The organism is Arthrobacter sp. TmtSoilC79, assembly GCF_059739405.1.
Genome location: NZ_AP046051.1, coordinates 2,794,081 through 2,813,621 on the forward strand (window position 1 = coordinate 2,794,081; position 19,541 = coordinate 2,813,621).

Annotated in this window: 13 protein-coding genes; 8 read left to right on the forward strand and 5 right to left on the reverse strand. The window is 61.9% G+C overall.

All coding sequences use genetic code 11. The features are described from left to right. Positions 1-252: 252 nt before the first annotated feature. The 5 genes from AC6JA3_RS12870 (at position 253) to AC6JA3_RS12890 (ending at position 6,373) form a co-directional block, all read left to right on the forward strand. Positions 253-1,776, forward strand: a complete 1,524-nt coding sequence (locus tag AC6JA3_RS12870; RefSeq protein ID WP_026540287.1) for a leucyl aminopeptidase — start codon at positions 253-255, stop codon at positions 1,774-1,776. Positions 1,777-2,071: 295 nt separating this feature from the next. Further along, positions 2,072-3,454, forward strand: coding sequence for a dihydrolipoyl dehydrogenase (gene lpdA, locus AC6JA3_RS12875; protein ID WP_026540286.1), 1,383 nt, complete (start codon positions 2,072-2,074; stop codon positions 3,452-3,454). A 113-nt stretch (positions 3,455-3,567) separates the two neighbouring features. Further along, positions 3,568-5,325, forward strand: coding sequence for a 2-oxoglutarate dehydrogenase, E2 component, dihydrolipoamide succinyltransferase (gene sucB / locus AC6JA3_RS12880; protein ID WP_026540285.1), 1,758 nt, complete (start codon positions 3,568-3,570; stop codon positions 5,323-5,325). 130 nt (positions 5,326-5,455) lie between these two features. Beyond that, positions 5,456-5,809 carry a hypothetical protein gene (locus tag AC6JA3_RS12885; protein WP_026540284.1) on the forward strand — a complete coding sequence of 118 codons (354 nt, stop codon included), beginning with the start codon at positions 5,456-5,458 and terminating at the stop codon, positions 5,807-5,809. Between the two features lie 135 nt (positions 5,810-5,944). Next, on the forward strand, positions 5,945-6,373 hold the full coding sequence (locus AC6JA3_RS12890) for an OsmC family protein (protein WP_026540283.1): 429 nt from the start codon (positions 5,945-5,947) through the stop codon (positions 6,371-6,373). 96 nt (positions 6,374-6,469) lie between these two features. Here AC6JA3_RS12890 and AC6JA3_RS12895 read toward each other — a convergent pair whose 3' ends face one another. Next, positions 6,470-9,973 carry a S41 family peptidase gene (locus AC6JA3_RS12895; RefSeq protein ID WP_026540282.1) on the reverse strand — a complete coding sequence of 1,168 codons (3,504 nt, stop codon included), beginning with the start codon at positions 9,971-9,973 and terminating at the stop codon, positions 6,470-6,472. 85 nt (positions 9,974-10,058) lie between these two features. On the opposite strand from AC6JA3_RS12895, the gene AC6JA3_RS12900 reads away from it, so the two are divergent. Next, positions 10,059-10,958, forward strand: coding sequence for a TIGR01777 family oxidoreductase (locus AC6JA3_RS12900; protein WP_026540281.1), 900 nt, complete (start codon positions 10,059-10,061; stop codon positions 10,956-10,958). Between the two features lie 54 nt (positions 10,959-11,012). Here AC6JA3_RS12900 and AC6JA3_RS12905 read toward each other — a convergent pair whose 3' ends face one another. After that, positions 11,013-12,851, reverse strand: a complete 1,839-nt coding sequence (locus AC6JA3_RS12905) for a serine/threonine protein kinase (protein WP_347783499.1) — start codon at positions 12,849-12,851, stop codon at positions 11,013-11,015. Positions 12,852-13,001: 150 nt separating this feature from the next. Here AC6JA3_RS12905 and lipB point away from each other — a divergent pair, with 150 nt between their 5' ends. Then, positions 13,002-13,670 (forward strand): lipoyl(octanoyl) transferase LipB, encoded by a 669-nt coding sequence (lipB, locus tag AC6JA3_RS12910; RefSeq protein ID WP_026540280.1) that lies wholly within the window; start codon positions 13,002-13,004, stop codon positions 13,668-13,670. Then, a complete protein-coding gene (lipA, locus tag AC6JA3_RS12915) occupies positions 13,667-14,686 on the forward strand; it encodes a lipoyl synthase (RefSeq protein WP_347783500.1) in 1,020 nt (339 codons plus the stop codon). The genes lipB and lipA overlap by 4 nt, the downstream gene beginning before the upstream one ends. A gap of 71 nt (positions 14,687-14,757) precedes the next feature. Here the strand turns inward: lipA and AC6JA3_RS12920 are convergent, their stop codons facing one another. From AC6JA3_RS12920 to AC6JA3_RS12930, 3 genes are read right to left on the reverse strand one after another with little or no spacing between them, the layout of a single operon-like run. Beyond that, positions 14,758-15,615: an acyltransferase gene (locus AC6JA3_RS12920; RefSeq protein ID WP_051421660.1), complete on the reverse strand. Its 858-nt coding sequence runs from the start codon at positions 15,613-15,615 to the stop codon at positions 14,758-14,760. Further along, the gene (locus AC6JA3_RS12925) at positions 15,599-17,473 is read right to left on the reverse strand and encodes an alpha/beta hydrolase family protein (RefSeq protein ID WP_497920155.1); all 1,875 of its coding nucleotides are present in this window, start codon (positions 17,471-17,473) and stop codon (positions 15,599-15,601) included. The genes AC6JA3_RS12920 and AC6JA3_RS12925 overlap by 17 nt, the downstream gene beginning before the upstream one ends. Next, positions 17,473-19,500, reverse strand: coding sequence for a CDP-glycerol glycerophosphotransferase family protein (locus AC6JA3_RS12930; protein ID WP_026542537.1), 2,028 nt, complete (start codon positions 19,498-19,500; stop codon positions 17,473-17,475). Before AC6JA3_RS12930 ends, AC6JA3_RS12925 begins: the two co-directional genes overlap by 1 nt. Between the last annotated feature and the right edge of the window lie 41 nt (positions 19,501-19,541).

Sequence of the window (19,541 nt, forward strand, 5' to 3'; positions counted from 1 at the left end):
GCGGGATTCCATTAATCCATACAACGCTGCACCTCCAACGGGCATTCCTGCACCGGATGTGCCGCAGCTCTCATTTAATTGCTGTCCGCAGCGCACAAGAGACTACGATCGAAAAGGGTCGGTTTCCACCAGCGACGCTGGCCCCTGAAGACCAAGGCCGGCGTCGGAAGAGGACGTCGGACGCGTACCGGGGCAGGCCGCCAAACATGCGGCCCAGCCATGCAATGCAGAGAGAAGTGAGGCAACATCCTCGTGGTCAAGACTACTGACATCATCCTGGGCATCATCGCCAAGGACCTGAAAAAGTCCCCCAGCGACGCACTAGTGATCGGAGTTGCGCAAGGGGCGGACGGGCCAGAGCTGCTCCCGAACCCGCTCAGCGCGAAGGCAGCCGAGTCCATCGCGGGCTCTCTGAAGCTGCTGGGGATCACCGGTGCTGCGGATCAGGCCCACCGGCTTCCCGGCCTTCCTGAAACCGGCTCGGGCATCCTGGTCCTCGCCGGCGTTGGCAAAATGCCGGAATCCGGCAGCCTTACCCAAGAGTCCCTGCGTCGCGCCGCAGGCTCTGCCGTCCGCCAGCTGGCCGGCGTCGCGTCGGTAACCTTGGCATTCCCGACCACCGGCGTTGCCGACGTTGCGGCAATCGCCGAGGGTGCAGCCTTGGGCGCCTACTCATATACGGAACACCGTTCCAGCAAGGACGGGCTCAAAGCGCCCGTAGCCAAGGCCCTTATTTTCTCCGACGTCGACCCCAAGGAAGCGCAGCCGGCCCTGGACCGCGCCGGTATTGTGGCCCGCGCTGTCAATGCCACCCGGACCCTGGTCAACCAGCCCCCCAGCCACCTCTACCCGGAGTCCTTTGCCGAGTCCGCCAAGGAACTCGCCAAAGGCCTGCCCGTCAAGGTCACCGTCTGGGATGAAAAGCGCCTGGAAAAGGAAGGCTTTGGCGGAATCCTTGGCGTCGGTAAGGGTTCAACCCGTCAACCCCGCCTGGTGAAGGTCGAATACGCGCCGGCCAAGGCCACAAAGAAGATTGCCCTTGTAGGCAAGGGCATTACCTTCGACACCGGCGGCATTTCCATCAAGCCGGCCCTCGGCATGGGTGACATGAAGAGCGATATGGCCGGCGCCGCCGTCGTGCTTAATACTGTCCTGGCCATCGCTTCCCTGGGCCTGGACATCAAGGCGACCGCTTGGCTGTGCATTGCGGAGAACATGCCCTCGGGTGCTGCGGCACGGCCCGCGGACGTCTTCACCATCTACGGCGGCAAGACCGTAGAGGTCCTTAACACCGACGCCGAAGGCCGCCTGGTCATGGCCGATGGACTCGTCGCTGCCAGCATGGAGAAGCCGGATGCCATCATTGACGTTGCCACGCTGACCGGCGCACAGCTGATTGCCCTTGGATTGCGCACCGCCGGCGTCATGGGCGAGGACTCCGTCACTGCAGCTTTGAAGTCGGCAGCTGACAGGGCAGGCGAGCTGGTCTGGCCGATGCCCCTTCCCGAAGAACTGCGCCCAAGCCTCGACTCCCAGGTTGCAGACCTCGCCAACATCGGTGAGCGCAACGGCGGCATGATGACCGCCGCTGTCTTCCTGCGGGAATTCGTCGGCAAGAACGGCGACGGCCGGCAGATCCCGTGGGCACACGTCGACATTGCAGGTCCGTCGTTCAACAACGGCAGCCCGTATGGCTACACCCCCAAGCAAGGAACCGGATGCACCGTCCGCACCTTGGTTGCCTATGCCGAGGATCTCCTCGCAGTTTCCGCCTAAGCACCACGCCCCTGCCCACCCGGGCGGTGCAGGCCTTGCCGGGCACACCCGCAAGGCCTGCACAACCCCGGAATTATGCGGGGTGTAGCGCTGTGTCACAAGGGAACGTGAGTCTCGACACAAGCGCTCCACAAACACCCGCAGAGGGTGGAGCATGGGTAGGTGGTTCGCTAAGGTGAACTCGATAGTCACAAATGCAAGAGAACTTAGGTGCTGGCATAATCACGGCAGAACAAGTTCCAAAGACCAGATGGCACGCAGTCCCGTGTCATCATTCACGCGAGGGAGCGTTTTAGTGGCCGATCAGGCAACTGCGCAAGAATTCGACATCCTGGTACTCGGTGGCGGCAGCGGCGGCTACGCCACTGCCCTGCGGGCCGTACAGCTTGGGTTCACCGTTGGCCTTGTGGAAAAGGCAAAGCTCGGCGGAACCTGCCTGCACAACGGTTGTATCCCCACCAAGGCACTCCTGCACTCGGCCGAATTGGCCGACCACGCGCGGGATTCGGCCAAGTATGGAGTGAACGTCACGCTGGACAGCATCGACATGCCGGCCGTGAACGCCTACAAGGACGGCATCATTGCCGGCAAGTACAAGGGCCTCCAGGGACTCATCAAGTCCAAGGGCATCACCGTCATCGAGGGTGAAGGCAAGCTCCAGGGCAATAACACCGTCGTTGTGAACGGCACCTCCTACACGGGCAAGAACATTGTCCTGGCCACGGGCTCCTACTCCCGTTCACTGCCTGGCTTGGAAATCGGCGGCAAGGTCATCACTTCCGACCAAGCACTGACCATGGACTACATCCCCAAGAGCGCGATCGTCCTTGGCGGCGGCGTCATCGGCGTTGAATTCGCTTCTGTCTGGAAGTCGTTCGGCGTGGACGTCACCATCATCGAAGGCCTCCCCTCCCTGGTTCCAAACGAGGACGCCTCGATCGTGAAGAACCTTGAGCGTGCCTTCAAGAAGCGCGGCATCAAGTTCACCACCGGCATCTTCTTCCAGGGCGTCGAGCAGAACGACGACGGCGTGAAGGTCACCCTTGTTGACGGCCAGACGTTTGAAGCCGATCTCCTGCTCGTAGCTGTTGGCCGTGGCCCTGTCACTGCCAACCTGGGCTACGAAGAAGCCGGCATCACCATTGACCGTGGATTCGTCATCACCAACGAACGCCTCCACACCGGTGTCGGCAACATCTACGCCGTGGGCGACATCGTCCCCGGTGTCCAGCTCGCACACCGCGGCTACCAGCAGGGCATCTTTGTTGCCGAAGAAATCGCCGGCCTGAACCCGGCGATCGTCGAGGACATCAACATCCCCAAGGTCACGTACTGCGAACCTGAAATTGCCACGGTTGGCTACACCGAAAAGGCCGCCAAGGAGAAGTTCGGCGACGACCAGGTGCAGACGCAGGAGTACAACCTCGCCGGAAACGGCAAGAGCTCCATCCTCGGCACCGGCGGCATCGTCAAACTCGTTCGCCAGAAGGACGGCCCCGTGGTGGGTATTCACATGATCGGCTCCCGCATCGGCGAGCAGATCGGCGAAGCCCAGCTGATCGTGAACTGGGAAGCCTACCCGGAGGACGTGGCCCAGCTGGTCCACGCCCACCCCACCCAGAACGAAGCACTGGGCGAAGCCCACCTCGCCCTCGCGGGCAAGCCGCTCCACGGCTAAGTCTTTACCCAAGACAAACGGGTCGGGTGCATGCAGCGGAATCTGCCGGATGCACCCGGCCCGGACCAGCAGAATTCATCCGCACAAAGATCAATAAGGAGAACGGGGACGACATGTCTGAATCCGTTAACTTGCCCGCCCTCGGTGAGAGTGTCACCGAAGGAACCGTCACCCGCTGGCTCAAGCAGGTTGGTGACCGGGTAGAGATCGACGAGCCGCTGCTCGAGGTTTCAACCGACAAAGTAGACACTGAAATCCCTTCTCCGATCTCTGGCGTCATCGAAGAAATCCTCGTCGCCGAAGACGAGACGGCTGAAGTTGGCGCCCCCTTGGTACGCATCGGCGACGGCTCCGGCTCTGGCGCTGCTGCTACGGAGGCTGCACCGGCCGAGGAAGCACCCGCTGCTCCGGCTGCGGAGGCTGCACCGGTCCAGGAGGCTCCGGCTGCTCCTTCAGCAGAGGAAGCTCCGGCCGCTCAGGCCGCCGGCTCCGGCGAAGGCCACGAAGTAACCCTTCCCGCCCTGGGCGAGAGCGTCACCGAAGGCACCGTTACCCGCTGGCTCAAGGCTGTAGGCGACACCGTGGAGGTCGACGAGCCCCTCCTGGAGGTCTCCACCGACAAGGTCGACACCGAAATCCCGTCACCGGTTGCAGGAACGCTGCAGGAGATCCGCGTCAACGAGGATGAGACTGCCGAGGTTGGCTCTGTCCTGGCCGTCATCGGTTCCGGCGCCGCTGCACCGGCCGCCGCTCCCGCACCTGCAGCACCCGCTGCAGAAGCACCGGCTGCCCCCGCTCCGGCCCCCGCAGCACCGGCTCCTGCCGCCGCCCCGGCACCCGCAGCTGCTCCGGCTCCTGCAGCTGCCCCGGCCCCGGCCCCGGCCCCCGCAGCAGCACCTGCACCCGCTTCGGCCCCGGCCAGTGAAGGTTCCTCGGAATCCGGCTACGTCACTCCCCTGGTCCGCAAGCTCGCCAACCAGCACGGTGTGGACATCGCATCCGTCTCCGGCACCGGCGTCGGTGGCCGTATCCGCAAGCAGGATGTCATTGCCGCCGCCGAAGCCAAGCAGGCTGCCGCAGCTCCCGCAGCATCGGCTCCCGCGGCAGCTCCGGCCGCCAAGGCCGCTGCTCCGGTGGTCGCATCCTCCCTCCGCGGCACCACGGAGAAGGCTCCGCGTATCCGCCAGGTTATCGCCCGCCGCATGCGCGAGTCCCTTGAGGTCTCCACCCAGCTGACGCAGGTGCACGAGGTCGACATGACCAAGATCGCCAAGCTGCGGCTGAAGGCCAAGAACCAGTTCCTGGCCCAGAACGGCGTCAAGCTCACCTTCCTGCCGTTCATCGCAAAGGCTGTTGCTGAAGCCCTGAAGCAGCACCCCAAGCTGAACGCTGCCTACGACGAATCCAAGCAGGAAATCACCTACCACAACGCCGAGCACCTGGCGATTGCCGTCGACACCGACAAGGGCCTTCTGGTTCCGGTCATCTCCGACGCCGGCAACCTCAATCTTGCCGGCCTCGCCGGTAAGATCGCTGATGTCGCAGGCCGCACCCGCGACGGCAAGATCGGCCCGGACGAACTGTCCGGCGGTACGTTCAGCATCACCAACATCGGTTCTGTTGGCGCACTGTTCGACACCCCGATCATCAACCAGCCGCAGGTAGGTATTCTCGGCACCGGCGCGATCGTCAAGCGCGCTGTGGTTGTAGCCGATGAGAATGGTGACGACTCGATCGCCATCCGTTCCATGATGTACCTCTCCCTGACGTACGACCACCGTTTGGTGGACGGCGCAGACGCCGGCCGCTTCCTGCAGACCCTCAAGGCCCGCCTTGAGGAAGGTGCTTTCGAAGCCGACCTCGGCCTCTAGGGTTCAGCGCCAGGGCCAGCCCTTGGCATCAAGGGGCAGGTTACCGGGAAACCGGTGACCTGCCCCTTTGCTTTACCCACCCCGCGTGGCTTTGCTACGGGACGTAGAAGCAACTCGATAGGCTGGAGCCATGAGTATTCTCTTCAGCATTCTGGTGTTCTTGCACATCGTCGGCGCAGCCATGATCGTGGGCTACTGGATCGCCACCATCAAAGAGCCCACCGTCCACCCCCGCCAGCGCGATGGTGCTTTTCTCCAGCTCCTGACCGGCATCGCCATGATGGGGTTGTTCCCCTTGCTCCCTGACGCCGATCCCAACTATTTCAAGCTCGGGGTCAAGTTCGCCATTGGCGTGGCCGTCGCCGTCCTGGCCGTTATCGGCTCCCGGAAGGTCAAGAAGGGCGAACCTGTTTCCACTGGCCTGGCCCATGGCGTGGGCGGTATGGCCTTGGTGAACATCGCCATCGCGACTCTCTGGAACTGATGCTTCGGCAGCTCCGGGTCACAATCCACTGTCAGCGGAATGTCCGTGCGGTCGCGCGGGCAAATCCCTAGGATGGGAACCGGTGGCACCCGCCTCAGGCTGGTTGCCGACTCACAACGACACCAAGGAGTGGACATGGCAGCAACACGCACCGCACACACGGTTTGGAACGGCAACCTGATCGAAGGCGCCGGCAACACGACGCTGGACAGCTCAGGCCTGGGAACATTCGATGTCACCTGGAAGGCACGTACCGAACAGTCCGGCGGCAAGACCAGCCCCGAAGAACTGATCGCAGCGGCACACTCCGCCTGCTTCTCCATGGCTTTCAGCCACGCCCTCGCGGGCGAAGGATTCACAGCTGAAGAAGTAAACACCAAGGCCGACGTCACGTTCGTTCCCGGCACTGGAATCACCGGCAGCCACCTGACCATGACCGCCAAGGTTCCTGGCCTTTCCGAAGAGGACTTCCGCCGCATCTCCGAGGACGCGAAGACCGGCTGCCCTGTTTCAGGCGCACTGGCCAGCATTGAGATCACCTTGGATGCCACGCTGACGGCCTAGCATCACCAGGTGCTCAAAAGCACCAAGGTTTCACAAGAAGAGCCCGCCGGCTTCCTGCAGGAAGCCGGCGGGCTCTTCTGTCTCGTCACCGCTGCTTCAGCCCTTCCGGGGCCGCGCGGGCAACGGCTCCGGACGGAGCTTTCGGTACCCCTCACGGAGTGGGGGCCTGTCGGTTGGCAGTTCCTGGATCATTTCCTTGAGTGCGCCAATACCGTACTCCAGCTGCGGATCCGAGCCGGCCGCATAGGCGTGCGGGGGGAAGAGTACTTCGATATCCGGCTCCACGCCCCGGTTTTCCACATCCCAGCCAATTCCGCCGCTGAACCAGGTAGCGTATCTGGGCTGCGTCACCCCGGTACCGTCGGCCAGGGCGAAGCGGTTGTCGATGCCCACGACGCCTCCCCAGGTTCGCGTACCGATCACCGGTCCAATGCCCCTGAGCTTGGATACCTGGGTGATGATGTCGCCATCAGATCCGGCAAATTCGTCGGCCAGAATGATCACCGGACCCCGCGGTGCATGATCGGGGTACGTTCGGGGCTTCTCGCCACGTGGCATGCTCCAGCCGGTGACCTTGCGGCCGATGAGCTCGGCTACCAGCTGGGAGGTATGCCCTCCACGATTACGCCGTACGTCCACGATGAGCCCGTCCAGGGCGGTTTCCGTATCCAGGTCGCGGTGAAGCTGGGCCCAGCCATTGGCCATCATGTCAGGGACGTGCAAGTAGCCGAACTTTCCGTCCGAGGCTTCGCGCACAGTGCGGCGGTTCGCCCGGACCCAGTCCTGGTACCGGAGCCGTTCTTCATCACGGACAGGAACCACAGCCACACGGCGCTGCGTGCCGGCGGCTTCGCCATGTCCTTCCCCGTTCAACAGGGTCAACTCCACTGTCCGGCCGGCCGCTCCCACCAACTGCATGGCCGGCGTCAAAGCCGCTGAAAGTTCGACGCCGTCAATCGCCAGGAGGACGTCACCGGCCTTCGCGTCCGCACCGGGCCGGGTCAAGGGCGACGTGGCCAGCGGGTCCGAGGACTCCCCCGCGAGAATCCGCGTGATCTCCCAACCCTTGGTGCCGAAGTGAAGCTCAGCCCCCAGGCGCCCTTGGCCGTTCCGGCCGGGCTCGGTGACGAGGGCCGGCTTGACGTAGGCGTGGGATGTACCAAGCTCACCGTGAATCTCCCACAGCAGGTCCACCAAGTCGTCGTGGGACCCGAGCCGGTCCACTATCGGGCGGTACCGTTTGTAGACGGAATCCCAATCCTGGCCTGCCATGTCTGCGGTCCAGAAGAAGTCCCGCTGGAGCCGCCACGCTTCCTCAAAGGCCTGTCCCCAAGCAGCAACGGGGTCCAGGATCACCCTGACCCTGTTCAGTTCCACTTTCACCAGGTCTCCGGACTCCTCGTCCACCTTGGCGTCGGAAGGCACAGAGGTGACCTGCTGGTCCAGGATGTACACAACACGCTTGAGATCGCCGGACAACCTGTAGCTGTCCACGGCGGTAACCAAAGTACTCTTTTTGCGCTTGGCGAGGTCATAGCGCACCAGTGCCGGCACTGTCTTCTTGTCCGAGGGCGTTCCCTTCCCTTCGCCGGTGACACCGGTTAGCTCCGTATCGAGCCATAGCAGGGCACCATCCGCCACGGCCAGCTGCGAGTAGTTCCCTTGAGGTACGGGCACAGTGATGACGCGGTGGGCAAGGCCCTCAGGGTCGACGCCCACGGCAGGTGCGCCGCCGTCGTCGGACTTTACCGAGGAGGCCGGGACATCCTCAAGCGTGTCGACGGACGGGCCGAAGGGTGAAGGGGTGTCTGCAGCCAAGGCGACCAGGTAGGGCTTAATGGGACTCGGGAACGACAGATCAAAGGAGTGGCCGTCGTAGACGGGGTCGAAGCTGCGATTCGACAGGAAAGCGAGGAACTTCCCGTCAGGGGTGAACCTCGGCGATTCGTCGCAGAACCGGCCATCCGTCACGTCAATGATGCCTGTTTCGGTGTGAGCCGGGCGGGTGATACGGAGCTTGCTTCGAGAACCGAAGGCCGTCACTGGCTCGGACCAAGCAAGCCATTGGGAGTCGCCGGACCAAGCCAGTTGTTCAATACTCCCCTCGCCCACGCTGACAACTTGGGTCAACGTGCCCTGCGAAGTATCAGCGACATAGACGTCACCGAAGGAGGTTCCCACTGCCAGCCATCGTCCGTCCGGGCTGGCTTCCACAGCGCTCGTGCGCGTGGGCGAAGGGAAATCAATCCGCACCTCGACGCCGTCTTCGGACGTATCAGGAGCCGCTGGTGCGTCCGTGGAGCTCACGGTGTCAGCAGAGGGCTCGGCCGGCAGGCCGTCGGACTGCCTGTCATCTGCCGGCGCGCCAGGCACTGGTGCTTGAGCAGGAGCATTCCCCTGCCCCAACACATTGGACGCGGATACCGGCTTGGGCAAGGGATCCGCTCCATTGACCGGCGCCGGCGAAGAAACAACTGCTTCGGGAACATCCACGACTGCCGACAAGCGCGATGCGATGCGCTTGATGTACAGGGCTTCGACCGCCCCATGGTCAGCGACGTAGGCGATCCGGCCGTCTGTGAGCGGACGCGGCAGGCGGGCGCGCACTCCCGGTGTCGCTTCCACTACACGGGAGGGGCCGTCCTTGTGCCGGAGCCAGTGCAGGGTGCCGTGCGATTCCACCGCACTGGCCGTCCCTGAAGCATTTGGAACGACATCGCCAAGGTGCGCGGCGACCTTCAGCGGTGCAGGACGGCGTGCCGGTGAAGCCGAGCCCAGGGTGATGTCCAGCTTGCTTGCCTCTGCGTCAGCCTCAAGTGAGGGAAGCACCCACAACTCGCCGGCCGATTCGAAGATGACCCGGCCGCCGTCCGTGCTGGCGTGCCTGACGTAGAAGTCCTCGTGATCGGTGTGGCGGCGCAAGCCTGAACCATCCGGAAGTGAGGAGTAGAGGTTACCGTACCCTTCGTGGTCCGAAAGGAACGCGATCCGTCCCTTGATCCACATGGGGTCGGTGAGGTTGCCGTCGAGCTGCGGCAAGAGGCGCTCGAATTCGCCGTTGCCGTCCGCATCGATCCACAGCTTGCCGGCAGTACCGCCCCGGTACCGCTTCCACCATGCCGGCTCACGCGAAAGGACGCTGGAAACCACAACTGGCTTCTCGTCGCCGATTTCAGGACCAAAGGCAACGGCCTCAACGGGACCAAAGGGAAGTTCGACGGCGGCACCCCCGTCCAGCGGCAGGCTGTAGGCATGCGTGTGGCGGCTTTCCGCTTGCTGGAAGGCGCTGGTCACCACTACGTTGCCCTTCGGCGTGAAACCCTTGACTTTCGTGGTGCTGTGGCCGAAGTACGTCAGCTGCCTGTAACCGCCGCCGTCGACGTCCGCCGTCACCACCTCAGGAGAGGTGCCCACGATCACCGTCCACACGAGTCGCGTTCCGTCGGGGGTGAACCGGGGGTTTCTGGCCGGCAGTTGCTGGGAAGAAACCCGCCAGGCGCGCCCACCGGAAAGGGGTGCGACCCAAACGTCGTCTTCGGCCACGAAAGTGACCAGATCGCCGTGCACATGCGGGAAACGGAGGTAGCTGGAGGAGGTCATTGTTCGATCATAGTCAAGAGGCGCCCACGCTCCGCCGCACCGACAGGCGTTTCCACCGCACACGTTTCCCATGGTGAGATGGGTCATGAGAATTGTGATGTCCGGCGCGTCGGGAATGATAGGAACAGCTCTAGCGGAGCACTTGACCGGCCACGGCCACGAGGTCATACGGTTGGTGCGGAGGCCTGCCAAGGGCCCTGATGAGTGGACATGGGATCCAGCTGCCGGACACCTTGACGAAGCCGTCCTGGACACTGCGGAGGCAGTCATCAACCTTTCAGGAGCCGGAATCGGGGACCGCCCCTGGACCAAAAACCGGATCCAGGTCCTCCGGGATTCAAGACTCCAGGCCACCAGGACCCTGACCGCTGCCATGGGACGCCTTGGCACTCCGCCCGCTACCTTCATCAGCCAGTCGGCGTCCGGTTACTACGGCGCCTCCCGGGATGGCCTCTTGACCGAGGATTCTGGTCCGGGCTTTGGCGTACTGGGGAGTTTGTGTGTCGAGTGGGAACGAACAGCCCGGACAGCACCACAGGGTGTGAGGGTAGTAACCCCCAGGACAGGCGTTGTGCTCAGCACCTCCGGCGGCGCATTGGGCCCGCTCCTCCCGCTGCTCAAGGTTGGGCTGGGCGGGCCGTTCGGAAGCGGCCGGCAGTATTGGCCCTGGATCACGTTGGCCGACGAGGTGAGCGCACTGGCATTTCTCCTGGCCTCCGAGCTCGAAGGCCCGGCTAACGTTTGCGCCCCGGAGAGCGCGGATGTCAACACGATCGTGGGCGCGCTGGCCAAGGCTTACCACCGGCCAGCCTTCTTCCGCGTCCCCGGCCCCGCCCTGCGCCTGGTCTTGGGACGGCTTGCCGATGAACTGGTTTTGGCCAACCAGAAGATGGAACCCGCCCGGTTGTCGGAGGCCGGTTTCCAGTGGCAGCACCCCTCGCTCTCCGACGCCATGGCGTGGCTGACGCAAGACAAAGCACGCTGAATGTGCGGCTGCCGCGCTAGCCGCCGGCTGCGGGGCTAGCCGCCGGCCGCGGGGCTAGCCGCCGGCCGCGGGGCCGGTAACTGCGGGCACGGGCGCTGCCGGTAGGGTGCCCGCCGGGCTGGAGTCAACGGCCAGGATCTCCCAAATCCACCAGCGCCCGGCCTCCCGTACAACACGCACGCTCAGCTCCTGCGGCGGACCGGAAGGCTGTGACCCGGCAACGGCACCGGCTGCGTTGCGTTCCTCATAGCCGGATGATGCAGCGGTGAGCGTGACCGCTGCGTCGCCCGACTCCGCAGACCCGGACACTTCCAGGATGGATAACGACGTGGAGAAACCGGCATACTTTGACCCCGATTCCCGTAGGTGGTCCGCCAGCAGACCGTCGGAAGCTTCAGCGGGTGATGCAGACGCATTCACCAAATCCAGCAAATCCAGCCGACCTTGGCTGAGTGCGATGTCGCGGATGGATGACAGCGTGGTTATGGCTATTGCCGGGTCTTCGGCGTGGAGGCCTTCAGCCAGTACCTGCGGCAGCGTTTCCGGCTGATCCGCGGATGCAGAGGTTCCCGGCTCCGGGGCCGGGCTACCGGTTCCTGTTTCTGCTCCTGTTTCTGCTCCTGTTTCTGCTCCAGCTTCTGCTCCAGTTCGCTTTCCAGTTCCTGTTTCTGTTGGTTGAGGTTCCGCAGACAACTCCATACTTTGTTGCTGCGGGTAGTGCGACCATAAAATCCAGCCCATGCTTCCGAGCAGCAGCCCGGTGGCCAGGATGGCTGCGCCAATTCTGAACCTGCCGCCCCTGAGCCACCCCCCGCTGAACCAACCGCGACTGAACCCACCGCCTACGATCCGGGGCCCGCGGCCCCTTGCCTGAACTTCGCCCTTTGGTCCACGTTGGACGAACCTGAGCCACGAACGGATCCGGCTGGGTATCAGGGATTTACGGCGCGCGGACCGCTCCAAGGCCCGGCGCCGCGTCAGCAGTTCAGGAATCACTGAAGGATGGACGGCGCCGGACAAGTCCACTGGCTCGGGTGCCGCGCTTCGAAAAATGGCCATGGCCAGCTCCCTGGCTGTTGGCCGCAGCACCGGATTCACATCCAGGGCAGCCTCCAATGCGGCCACCAGCGACTTCGGAACATCCGGCACCACCAAAGACAACGGCGGACGAAGTTGCGTGGTTTCCGGGACCGAACCGGTCAGGCAATACCATCCGAGGGCGGCCAGTGAGTAGACATCGAGCTGCGGTTGGAGTTCCCGCATTGTGCCCATCTCCCCATCGGCCCCTGGAGTAACAGGACTGCCAGGACTGCCAGGACTGCCAGGGCTGCCAGGATCCAAGAAACCGGGCGTTCCAACCAAAGGATCCTGCGGGGAACCGCCCACCACGGCGGCCATCCCGAGGTCTGCAAGCAGTGGTTTCCCCTCGGCAGTAAAGAGGACGTTCCCGGGCGCAACGTCACCATGTACGATCCCCTGTCCATGAAGGTAGGCCAATACCTGGGCGAGAGGGGTCAGAATGGTGACGGCTTCCCCCACAGTCAGCTTTCCGCGCCCAGCCATCAGGTTGGCCAGGGAGCCGCCAGCCGCGTAGTCCATGACGATTCCCAGCGTCCCTTCGGAGCCGCTTTCCAGCGGAACTGCCCCATGAACCCCAACCAGGTGCTGATGCTTCAGGGCCGACAAGAGCCTCACCTCTTGGGACGCTTGCTCAAGCCCCCGGGGTCGCACCAATTGACTGCCTGGGTTGGCGCACTTGATCGCAAATCGGGCACCATCGCTGCTCCTGGTGAGGAGCCAAACAGTCGAAGTGCTGCCGCGGCCCAAGAATCGGGTTGTCTCATAACCCGGGGCGGACGGCATGACGGCGGAGGGCGGATCCAGAGTTTCCATGGACAAGATCTACCGGAATCCGGGTTTTCCCGCAGAAGTTATCCACAGGCACCCCCTTGCCGCCATCTTGAACGCCACCGTCACTGGATGCGACTGAGAGCTTCGCCACAAAATCATGGCCTGCCTCCTGCTGGGTCTAAGCTTGAACCCATGACTCTTGAGTTTTCACAACTGGGTCTTGCCCCTGATTTCGTTGACTACATGCAGGGCTGGGACCTGCAGCGCGAAATCCACAACAAAGTTGTTGCGGGCGAGAAGAACAGCACCGTTTTGCTCCTGGAGCACGCTGCCGTCTACACGGCCGGCAAACTTACCGAAGATCACGAGCGGCCCTTTGACGGGACACCCGTTGTCCCCGTGGACCGCGGCGGAAAGCTGACGTGGCACGGTCCGGGGCAGCTGATCGCCTACCCCATCCTCAAGCTCAAGAACCGTGCCGGTATCCGCGATTATGTGGAGCGGCTCGAAGCCACCATGATCGCGGTGATGGCGGACTATGGCATCAACGCCGTGACCGTCAAAGGCCGGGCCGGTGTCTGGATTCTTGCCGATGACAAAGGTCCGGACCGCAAAATCGCCGCCATCGGCATCCGCGTCCTCGATGGCGTGACCATGCACGGTGTCGCCATCAACTGCAGCAACGACCTGTCCCCTTACGAACAGATCATTGCTTGCGGGATTACTGACGCCAGCGTATCCACCATGTCGCTGGAAGCCGGCCGGACCATCAATCCAGCCGACATCGTTGACCGCTTCGTGGAAGAATTCCGCAAGCATGAAGAAGCACTCGTTTCCACCCACGAAGGAGCACTCCAGTGACCTTGGCACCTGAAGGCCGTAAGTTGCTGCGCGTTGAGCAGCGTAATGCGGCGGTCCCGGTTGAACGTAAGCCTGAGTGGATCAAGGCCAAGGTCCAGATGGGTCCTGAGTTTGTCCAGCTCAAGAACCTGGTGAAGAAGGAAGGCCTGCACACCGTGTGTGAAGAGGCCGGCTGCCCGAACATTTTCGAGTGCTGGGAAGACAAGGAAGCGACGTTCCTGATCGGCGGGTCCGAGTGCACCCGGCGCTGTGATTTCTGCCAGATCGATACCGGCAAGCCCTCCCCGGTGGACATGTTCGAACCCACCAAGGTAGCCCGCAGCGTCCAGGCCATGCAGCTGCGCTACGCCACGGTGACCGGGGTGGCCCGTGATGACCTGGCCGATGAGGGCGTCTGGCTGTACGCCGAAACGGTCCGGAAGATCCACGAACTGAACCCCGGCACCGGGGTGGAATTGCTGATCCCGGACTTCTCCGGCAAGCCTGAGCACATCGCGGCGATCTGTGATTCCAAGCCCGAGGTCTTCGCGCACAATGTGGAGACCGTGCCGAGGATTTTCAAGCGGATCCGACCGGCGTTCCGGTACGAAAGGTCCCTGGATGTCATCACGCAGGGCCGGGATCTGGGCATGGTGACCAAGTCCAACTTGATCCTGGGCATGGGCGAGACCCGTGAAGAAATTTCCGAGGCGTTGCGGGATCTGCACCAGGCTGGGTGTGACTTGATCACGATCACGCAGTACCTGCGCCCGTCCGAGCGGCACTTGCCGGTGGACCGGTGGGTCAAGCCGCAGGAGTTCGTGGACCTCCAGCACGAGGCCGAGGAGATCGGTTTCCTGGGTGTCATGTCGGGTCCGTTGGTGCGGTCCTCGTACCGGGCCGGGCGTTTGTGGGCCACCGCGATGCGGAAGAAAGGCCGGGACATCCCCGCCGAACTCGCCCACATCGCAGAAGGCATCCAGGACTCCGGCACCACCCGCCAGGAAGCCTCCACCATCCTCGCCGCCCACAGCTAAACAGACCCGCCCTAAGCCGCGCCGCCATTGATGGCGGCGCGGCTGAGTCGTTTCCAGTGGCTGAGTCGGTTCTAATCCAGATAGAAGCGGTTCCGGGCACCCATGTGATCCAGTTGGAAACACCAGGCGGCACGGCCTATGCCGGAGGTCGCTGCCTCCAGGCCGCGTTCCAGGGTGGGTATGTCAATAACGTGTTCGTCCGGAGCGAAGATAAATTCGTCCCCGGCATGGACCAGGCTCTTTTTAGTCTGGCTTTCCGTATATCCGTGGACGGAGGGGCGAGTCCAAAAGATCCCCTTGCTGACAATTCTGGCCGGTACGCCTGCAGCGGTCGCATTTGAAGGGACGTTCTTGGTAATCAACGCCCGGGCAGCAAGAATGCTACCGGAACCAACCTTCGCTCCCTTGAGGAGAAGGGTATCTTCCCCCAACCACACGTGGTCCCCTACCCAAATCGATTCGCTCGGATTGACGCGTTGGTGGTGCTCCACCGAGTAGATCAAATGAGGGTCGGCCGTTCGGAAAGCAACCCGTGATGAAAACATTGCATCCCGTCCGACGATCACATGCTTGCGTTCAGTGGGAAGGACGCGCGCTTCGGCCGTGAAGGTTGCGCCTGGTCCCAAGTAAAAGACGGATTCTTCGAACACGGTCACAATCAGCCTGAGGAAGCCATGGGACTTCCTTAGATGGATCACGGCGTCGTTGCCCAGAAAGCGGAGCCTGGTGTTGCGGAGCCTTGTTCCGTCCTCCACGAAAAGGACATTTCCGCTGCCGGCAAACTCCACACTTGATGATGTGAATTCGGAACCTGGTGTCTCTTTGAGATGCACCACATTGTCTTGAACCGCGGCGACGTCGGCGTAGGAGCGGATGATCTGGTTCTTTGGCGCTTGGGCACGGCTGGGTGAATCAGTGATGTCCTGCACCGGCCAACACCTCCTTGGAGTCGGCCTGCACAACACTGGCGTCCTCCCAATCGATGGCGGAAAGGACTTCGACGGCCTCGGGGTCTGCATCGGCATCGATCACAAGCAGCAACCGCCGCACCCCGGCAGCGATGACGAACCTCAAGGCTGCGATGTCCGCCAATGCCCAGCCATCGAGTGGTTGAACTACTGCCTTGAAGGCGGTCCGAGAGCTGCTGTCAGGGATCTCTGCAGTTACTGAATCTGTGGTGGCCGCGAAATGGATTTCCATGGTGTCTCCGTCACCGGCCAGGGCACGGCAGTCATAACGGAAGCGGGCGAGGGTGTCGCCGTCGAGTATTGCGTACTCTTGCGTGGTTTCTGTCTCAAGAGTCAGCGGCTGGAAACTAAGGCTCTTTTTCAGCACCCGGGTTCCTGGTTTGACCGCCGCAGGCAGAGCAGCCGTCCACGTGGTTCCACCGGGCGTCAGGGCAATGACCTCGGAGAGCTGATCGATGGGGTCGTAGGCGGGGCAAAGACTCTGCTCGCCTGCGGTGTACTTGACGAAATGGTAGGAGTGTTCCGTCATCAGCTGAAGGAACCGCGTTCGCCCTGAACTCCCGGCAACGAACCAGTTGGCCCCGGCGACCATGGAAGCTTCGGCGTCGATCCGGACCTGTACTTGTACGCTCTGGTCATATCGGAAAGTTCGCAATTCTTCGCAGGCGAACTCTTTGTCAATCGGGCCGCTGAGGAAGCTTCGCAAAATACACAACATGGCAGGCAGGGCGGACCTTGCGACGTCTGAGTGCCCGCCGTGGATGCGGTATTTGGAGAGATTGGGTATATCTGATGCCAGTTCGATCAGTGAGTGATTGCTCAGCTCATCGGAATTCGTATAGAAGTAGTCAATCCTGCGTCCTTCCGCCAAGTACCTGCGGAGCCGCTCCTCTGGTTGTTCGACTTCGCGCAGAGCGGGATTCTGCAAGAGGTTGTCCCTGAAAAACGGCTTATTGAAGTAATACGGCAGGTTCATTTGCGGGACAGCCAGCAGCAACGCGGCCCGGGGATAATTCTCCGCGTAGTGGATGGCAATGGAACCACCCTTGGAAGCTCCGAAGAACAGCATCTCCTGGGCATCTATGTTGAACCGGCTCCGGAGCCCTTCAATGGCTCCCCCAACCCTGCTGTCCAGAGGCCTTCCCGAGTTGTCCACCATCATGTAGGAACCTGCCACCAGGTAACGGTCTTGGAAGCACACCATCAGGGTCTCTTGCAGGTCCACCTCAGTGAGGTCCTTAAGGTAGCTGACCGCATAGGAAATCCGGGTTGTTGAGGGGCCGAATCCCGGAAAGGTGATGAGCATTTTCTTCGGGTTTTTCGTGTTTCCCCGCAGGGAGTAGAACACGTCCCCGTGCTGCTCCACGCCGTACCGCTCGTCGTAGGCGAGCTGCTGTTGGGTGGTGAATGCTCCGCGCCCGATTTTCAATTCATATGGCACGTCGATATCGATCGTGAAGCGGGAGGGGTCCTCCGACGTGACCATGATGTTGCGGTATTCCAGAGGAAAGCCGCGGGCCGGAGGCTCAACCTGGTTTCCGTAGACTACTTTCCCATCCTGAAGGAGCCGGAACTGATGCCCCTTCCAAGCCTCCCAATTGCCCAGGGTCAGTTTCGCAAAGTAGACCCCCTGCGGGAGGCTCTCGGAGGCAACCCGGCGTATTCTTCCCTCCAGGGCTCTTGCCTTAATGATGCGCCGCACGGGCGAATCAGCGCGGGTCGCCAGGACTGCCCTGGCGACCTCCAGGCCGGCAGGCGAGTAGGCTGCCGCGCGGCCTGCTTTGGTGATGCTCCTTCTGAAGCCATGAACCAACGCCATCAGAGACTCAACATCCTTTCGACGATCTTTTCATTGATGCGTCCTGGATCCACGCCTTCAAAGAATCGTTCCCGGCGCCCGATGTACTCAGGATCGGTGACAGTGAATTCCTTCCGGACGATGTAATTGATCAACCCGGCGTGCTCATGGAACACCGGGCCCAGCCCCTCGTCGGCGTAGTCCAGACGGCTTTCATAGGGTTGGTCGTTGAAGAAGTCGGCTGCGTCCCAGTGGTAGTAGGCGATCGGTGTGCCCACGAATGCTGCGTCAAGGGCTGCTGAGCTGTAGTCGGTCACTACCAACTCGGCGGCACGGATCGCTTCCCGATAGCTTAATTCCGACTTCACGATGCGATCTGTGAACCTGAACTGACCGGCACGCTTTTCCACATTCGGATGCAGCTTCACATGCATTATCCGGTCAGTTTCCTCAAGGAACTTCAGGAGGGCGTGGTCCGACAGCAACGCGTCAATGGCTTGGAAATAGCTCGACTGGACAAAGTGCTCGGTGGAGGACTGGTGCAGGTTGAAGCGCCACGTTGGCATAAAGAGAAGATGCTGTTGCCCGAGGGTGTCGCGGTTCAAGGACTCGTAACGGGGCAATCCACTGTTCAGCGTTTCAATGGGGGCAAGTTTTTCCATGTATTCGGCCTCGATCCTGCCCGTGGCAATGAAGACATCGAAATACTTGGAGAGCACCCAGTCGGACATGTCATTGAGTTGGATTCCATGCTGAAGGTAGACAAAACGCGAGTTGGCGAAGGACTTGCCCCGATACCTGATGCTGTAGATCTGGGAGGAGACGACGAGGTCCGATACAAGGAATTTCTCGTAGAACTCCTTGGTGAAGATTGAGATCAGCTTGAAGCCCTTGGCTTGAAGCCGATCCCAATCAGGCGACTTGGGGTTGATTGCGAAGTACGCCTGGTCGAACTCGGGGTGCTTTGCCGTGAAGTACTCGTACAAGTGCTCTGCGTTGTCATCTGCCTGAAAGGGCCGGTCGAAGAAGAGGATGGTCGAGGAAGGACGGATCGGCCGGTTATAGAAGTTGTAACTGCCGGGCCTGGCATGGCCGGACCTGAGATTGCGTGCCCGGTAGCACTTGTTGATGGTCAGGATTTCCTGGTCGAACAGCAACTCATACAGGGGCACCTCCCCGGCGCCGCCGTCATCGGTATTGGGGCGAAAAACCAGGTAGGCGTCCTTGGTGCTCAATTGCTTGAAGAACTGCTTGCCGTCTGCCGGGTCGTCCAGCCAACGGATCCACGCGGCTTCGAAAGGCTGCAAGGTCTCCACCATGGCCAGAAGTTCCATCAGTTCGAAGCCGCGGATGAGGTCCCTCAAGTGGTTCAGGGAAATGGACGTCGCCTTCTGTCCCCGGATGCCCCTGAGAAACAGAGAAACGTAGCGCAGAACCTGCAGTCGGATTTCCTTGGAAGGAAGGGGCATCACCGGCATCAGGCGGCTGGCCTCCGCAGAAACCCTGAGGCCGGTTGCAGCCTTGGTGTCCGAGGCTGTAGAGAAACCCGTGATAAGTGGCCTGACCTTGGCTATGGACCAGTACATCCGGTAGCTGGTGTAGATGGCTGAACGATCCACATCCCCAAGCGCCTCCAGGGCGTCGGACAATCTCCTGGTGTTGAAAGCACTGCCAAAGACATCGGTGTCGCGGGCGTAGTGGTAAGTGTCATCGAGCTTGGTTCCAGCCACATTCTTGGGGATGGGCCCTGTGTAGATGACAGGCTCCGCGAGATAGACAGTGCGCGACTTGAGGTACTCAAAGATCGTGGCGACGTAGTTCGCGGACAACAGGTGGGAAGTTCTCATAAAGATGACGTACTTGCTGTCGATTTCCCGGCATAGCCTGGCAATGACGGGCGTTGTCAAGGACTCGGCCACATGGAGGACGGCGAAGTGGGATTCAAGCCGCAAGCGTGCAGCAATCAGTCGCCGGTACATGGCTGACTCGCGGTCGAGTTGTCCGGTTTCCTCAAGGACGATGGTGAGCAGTGGCGGCAAATCGGGCATGTGGTTCCTATGGGGATCGAACGGGGAAATGCGCAGTATCG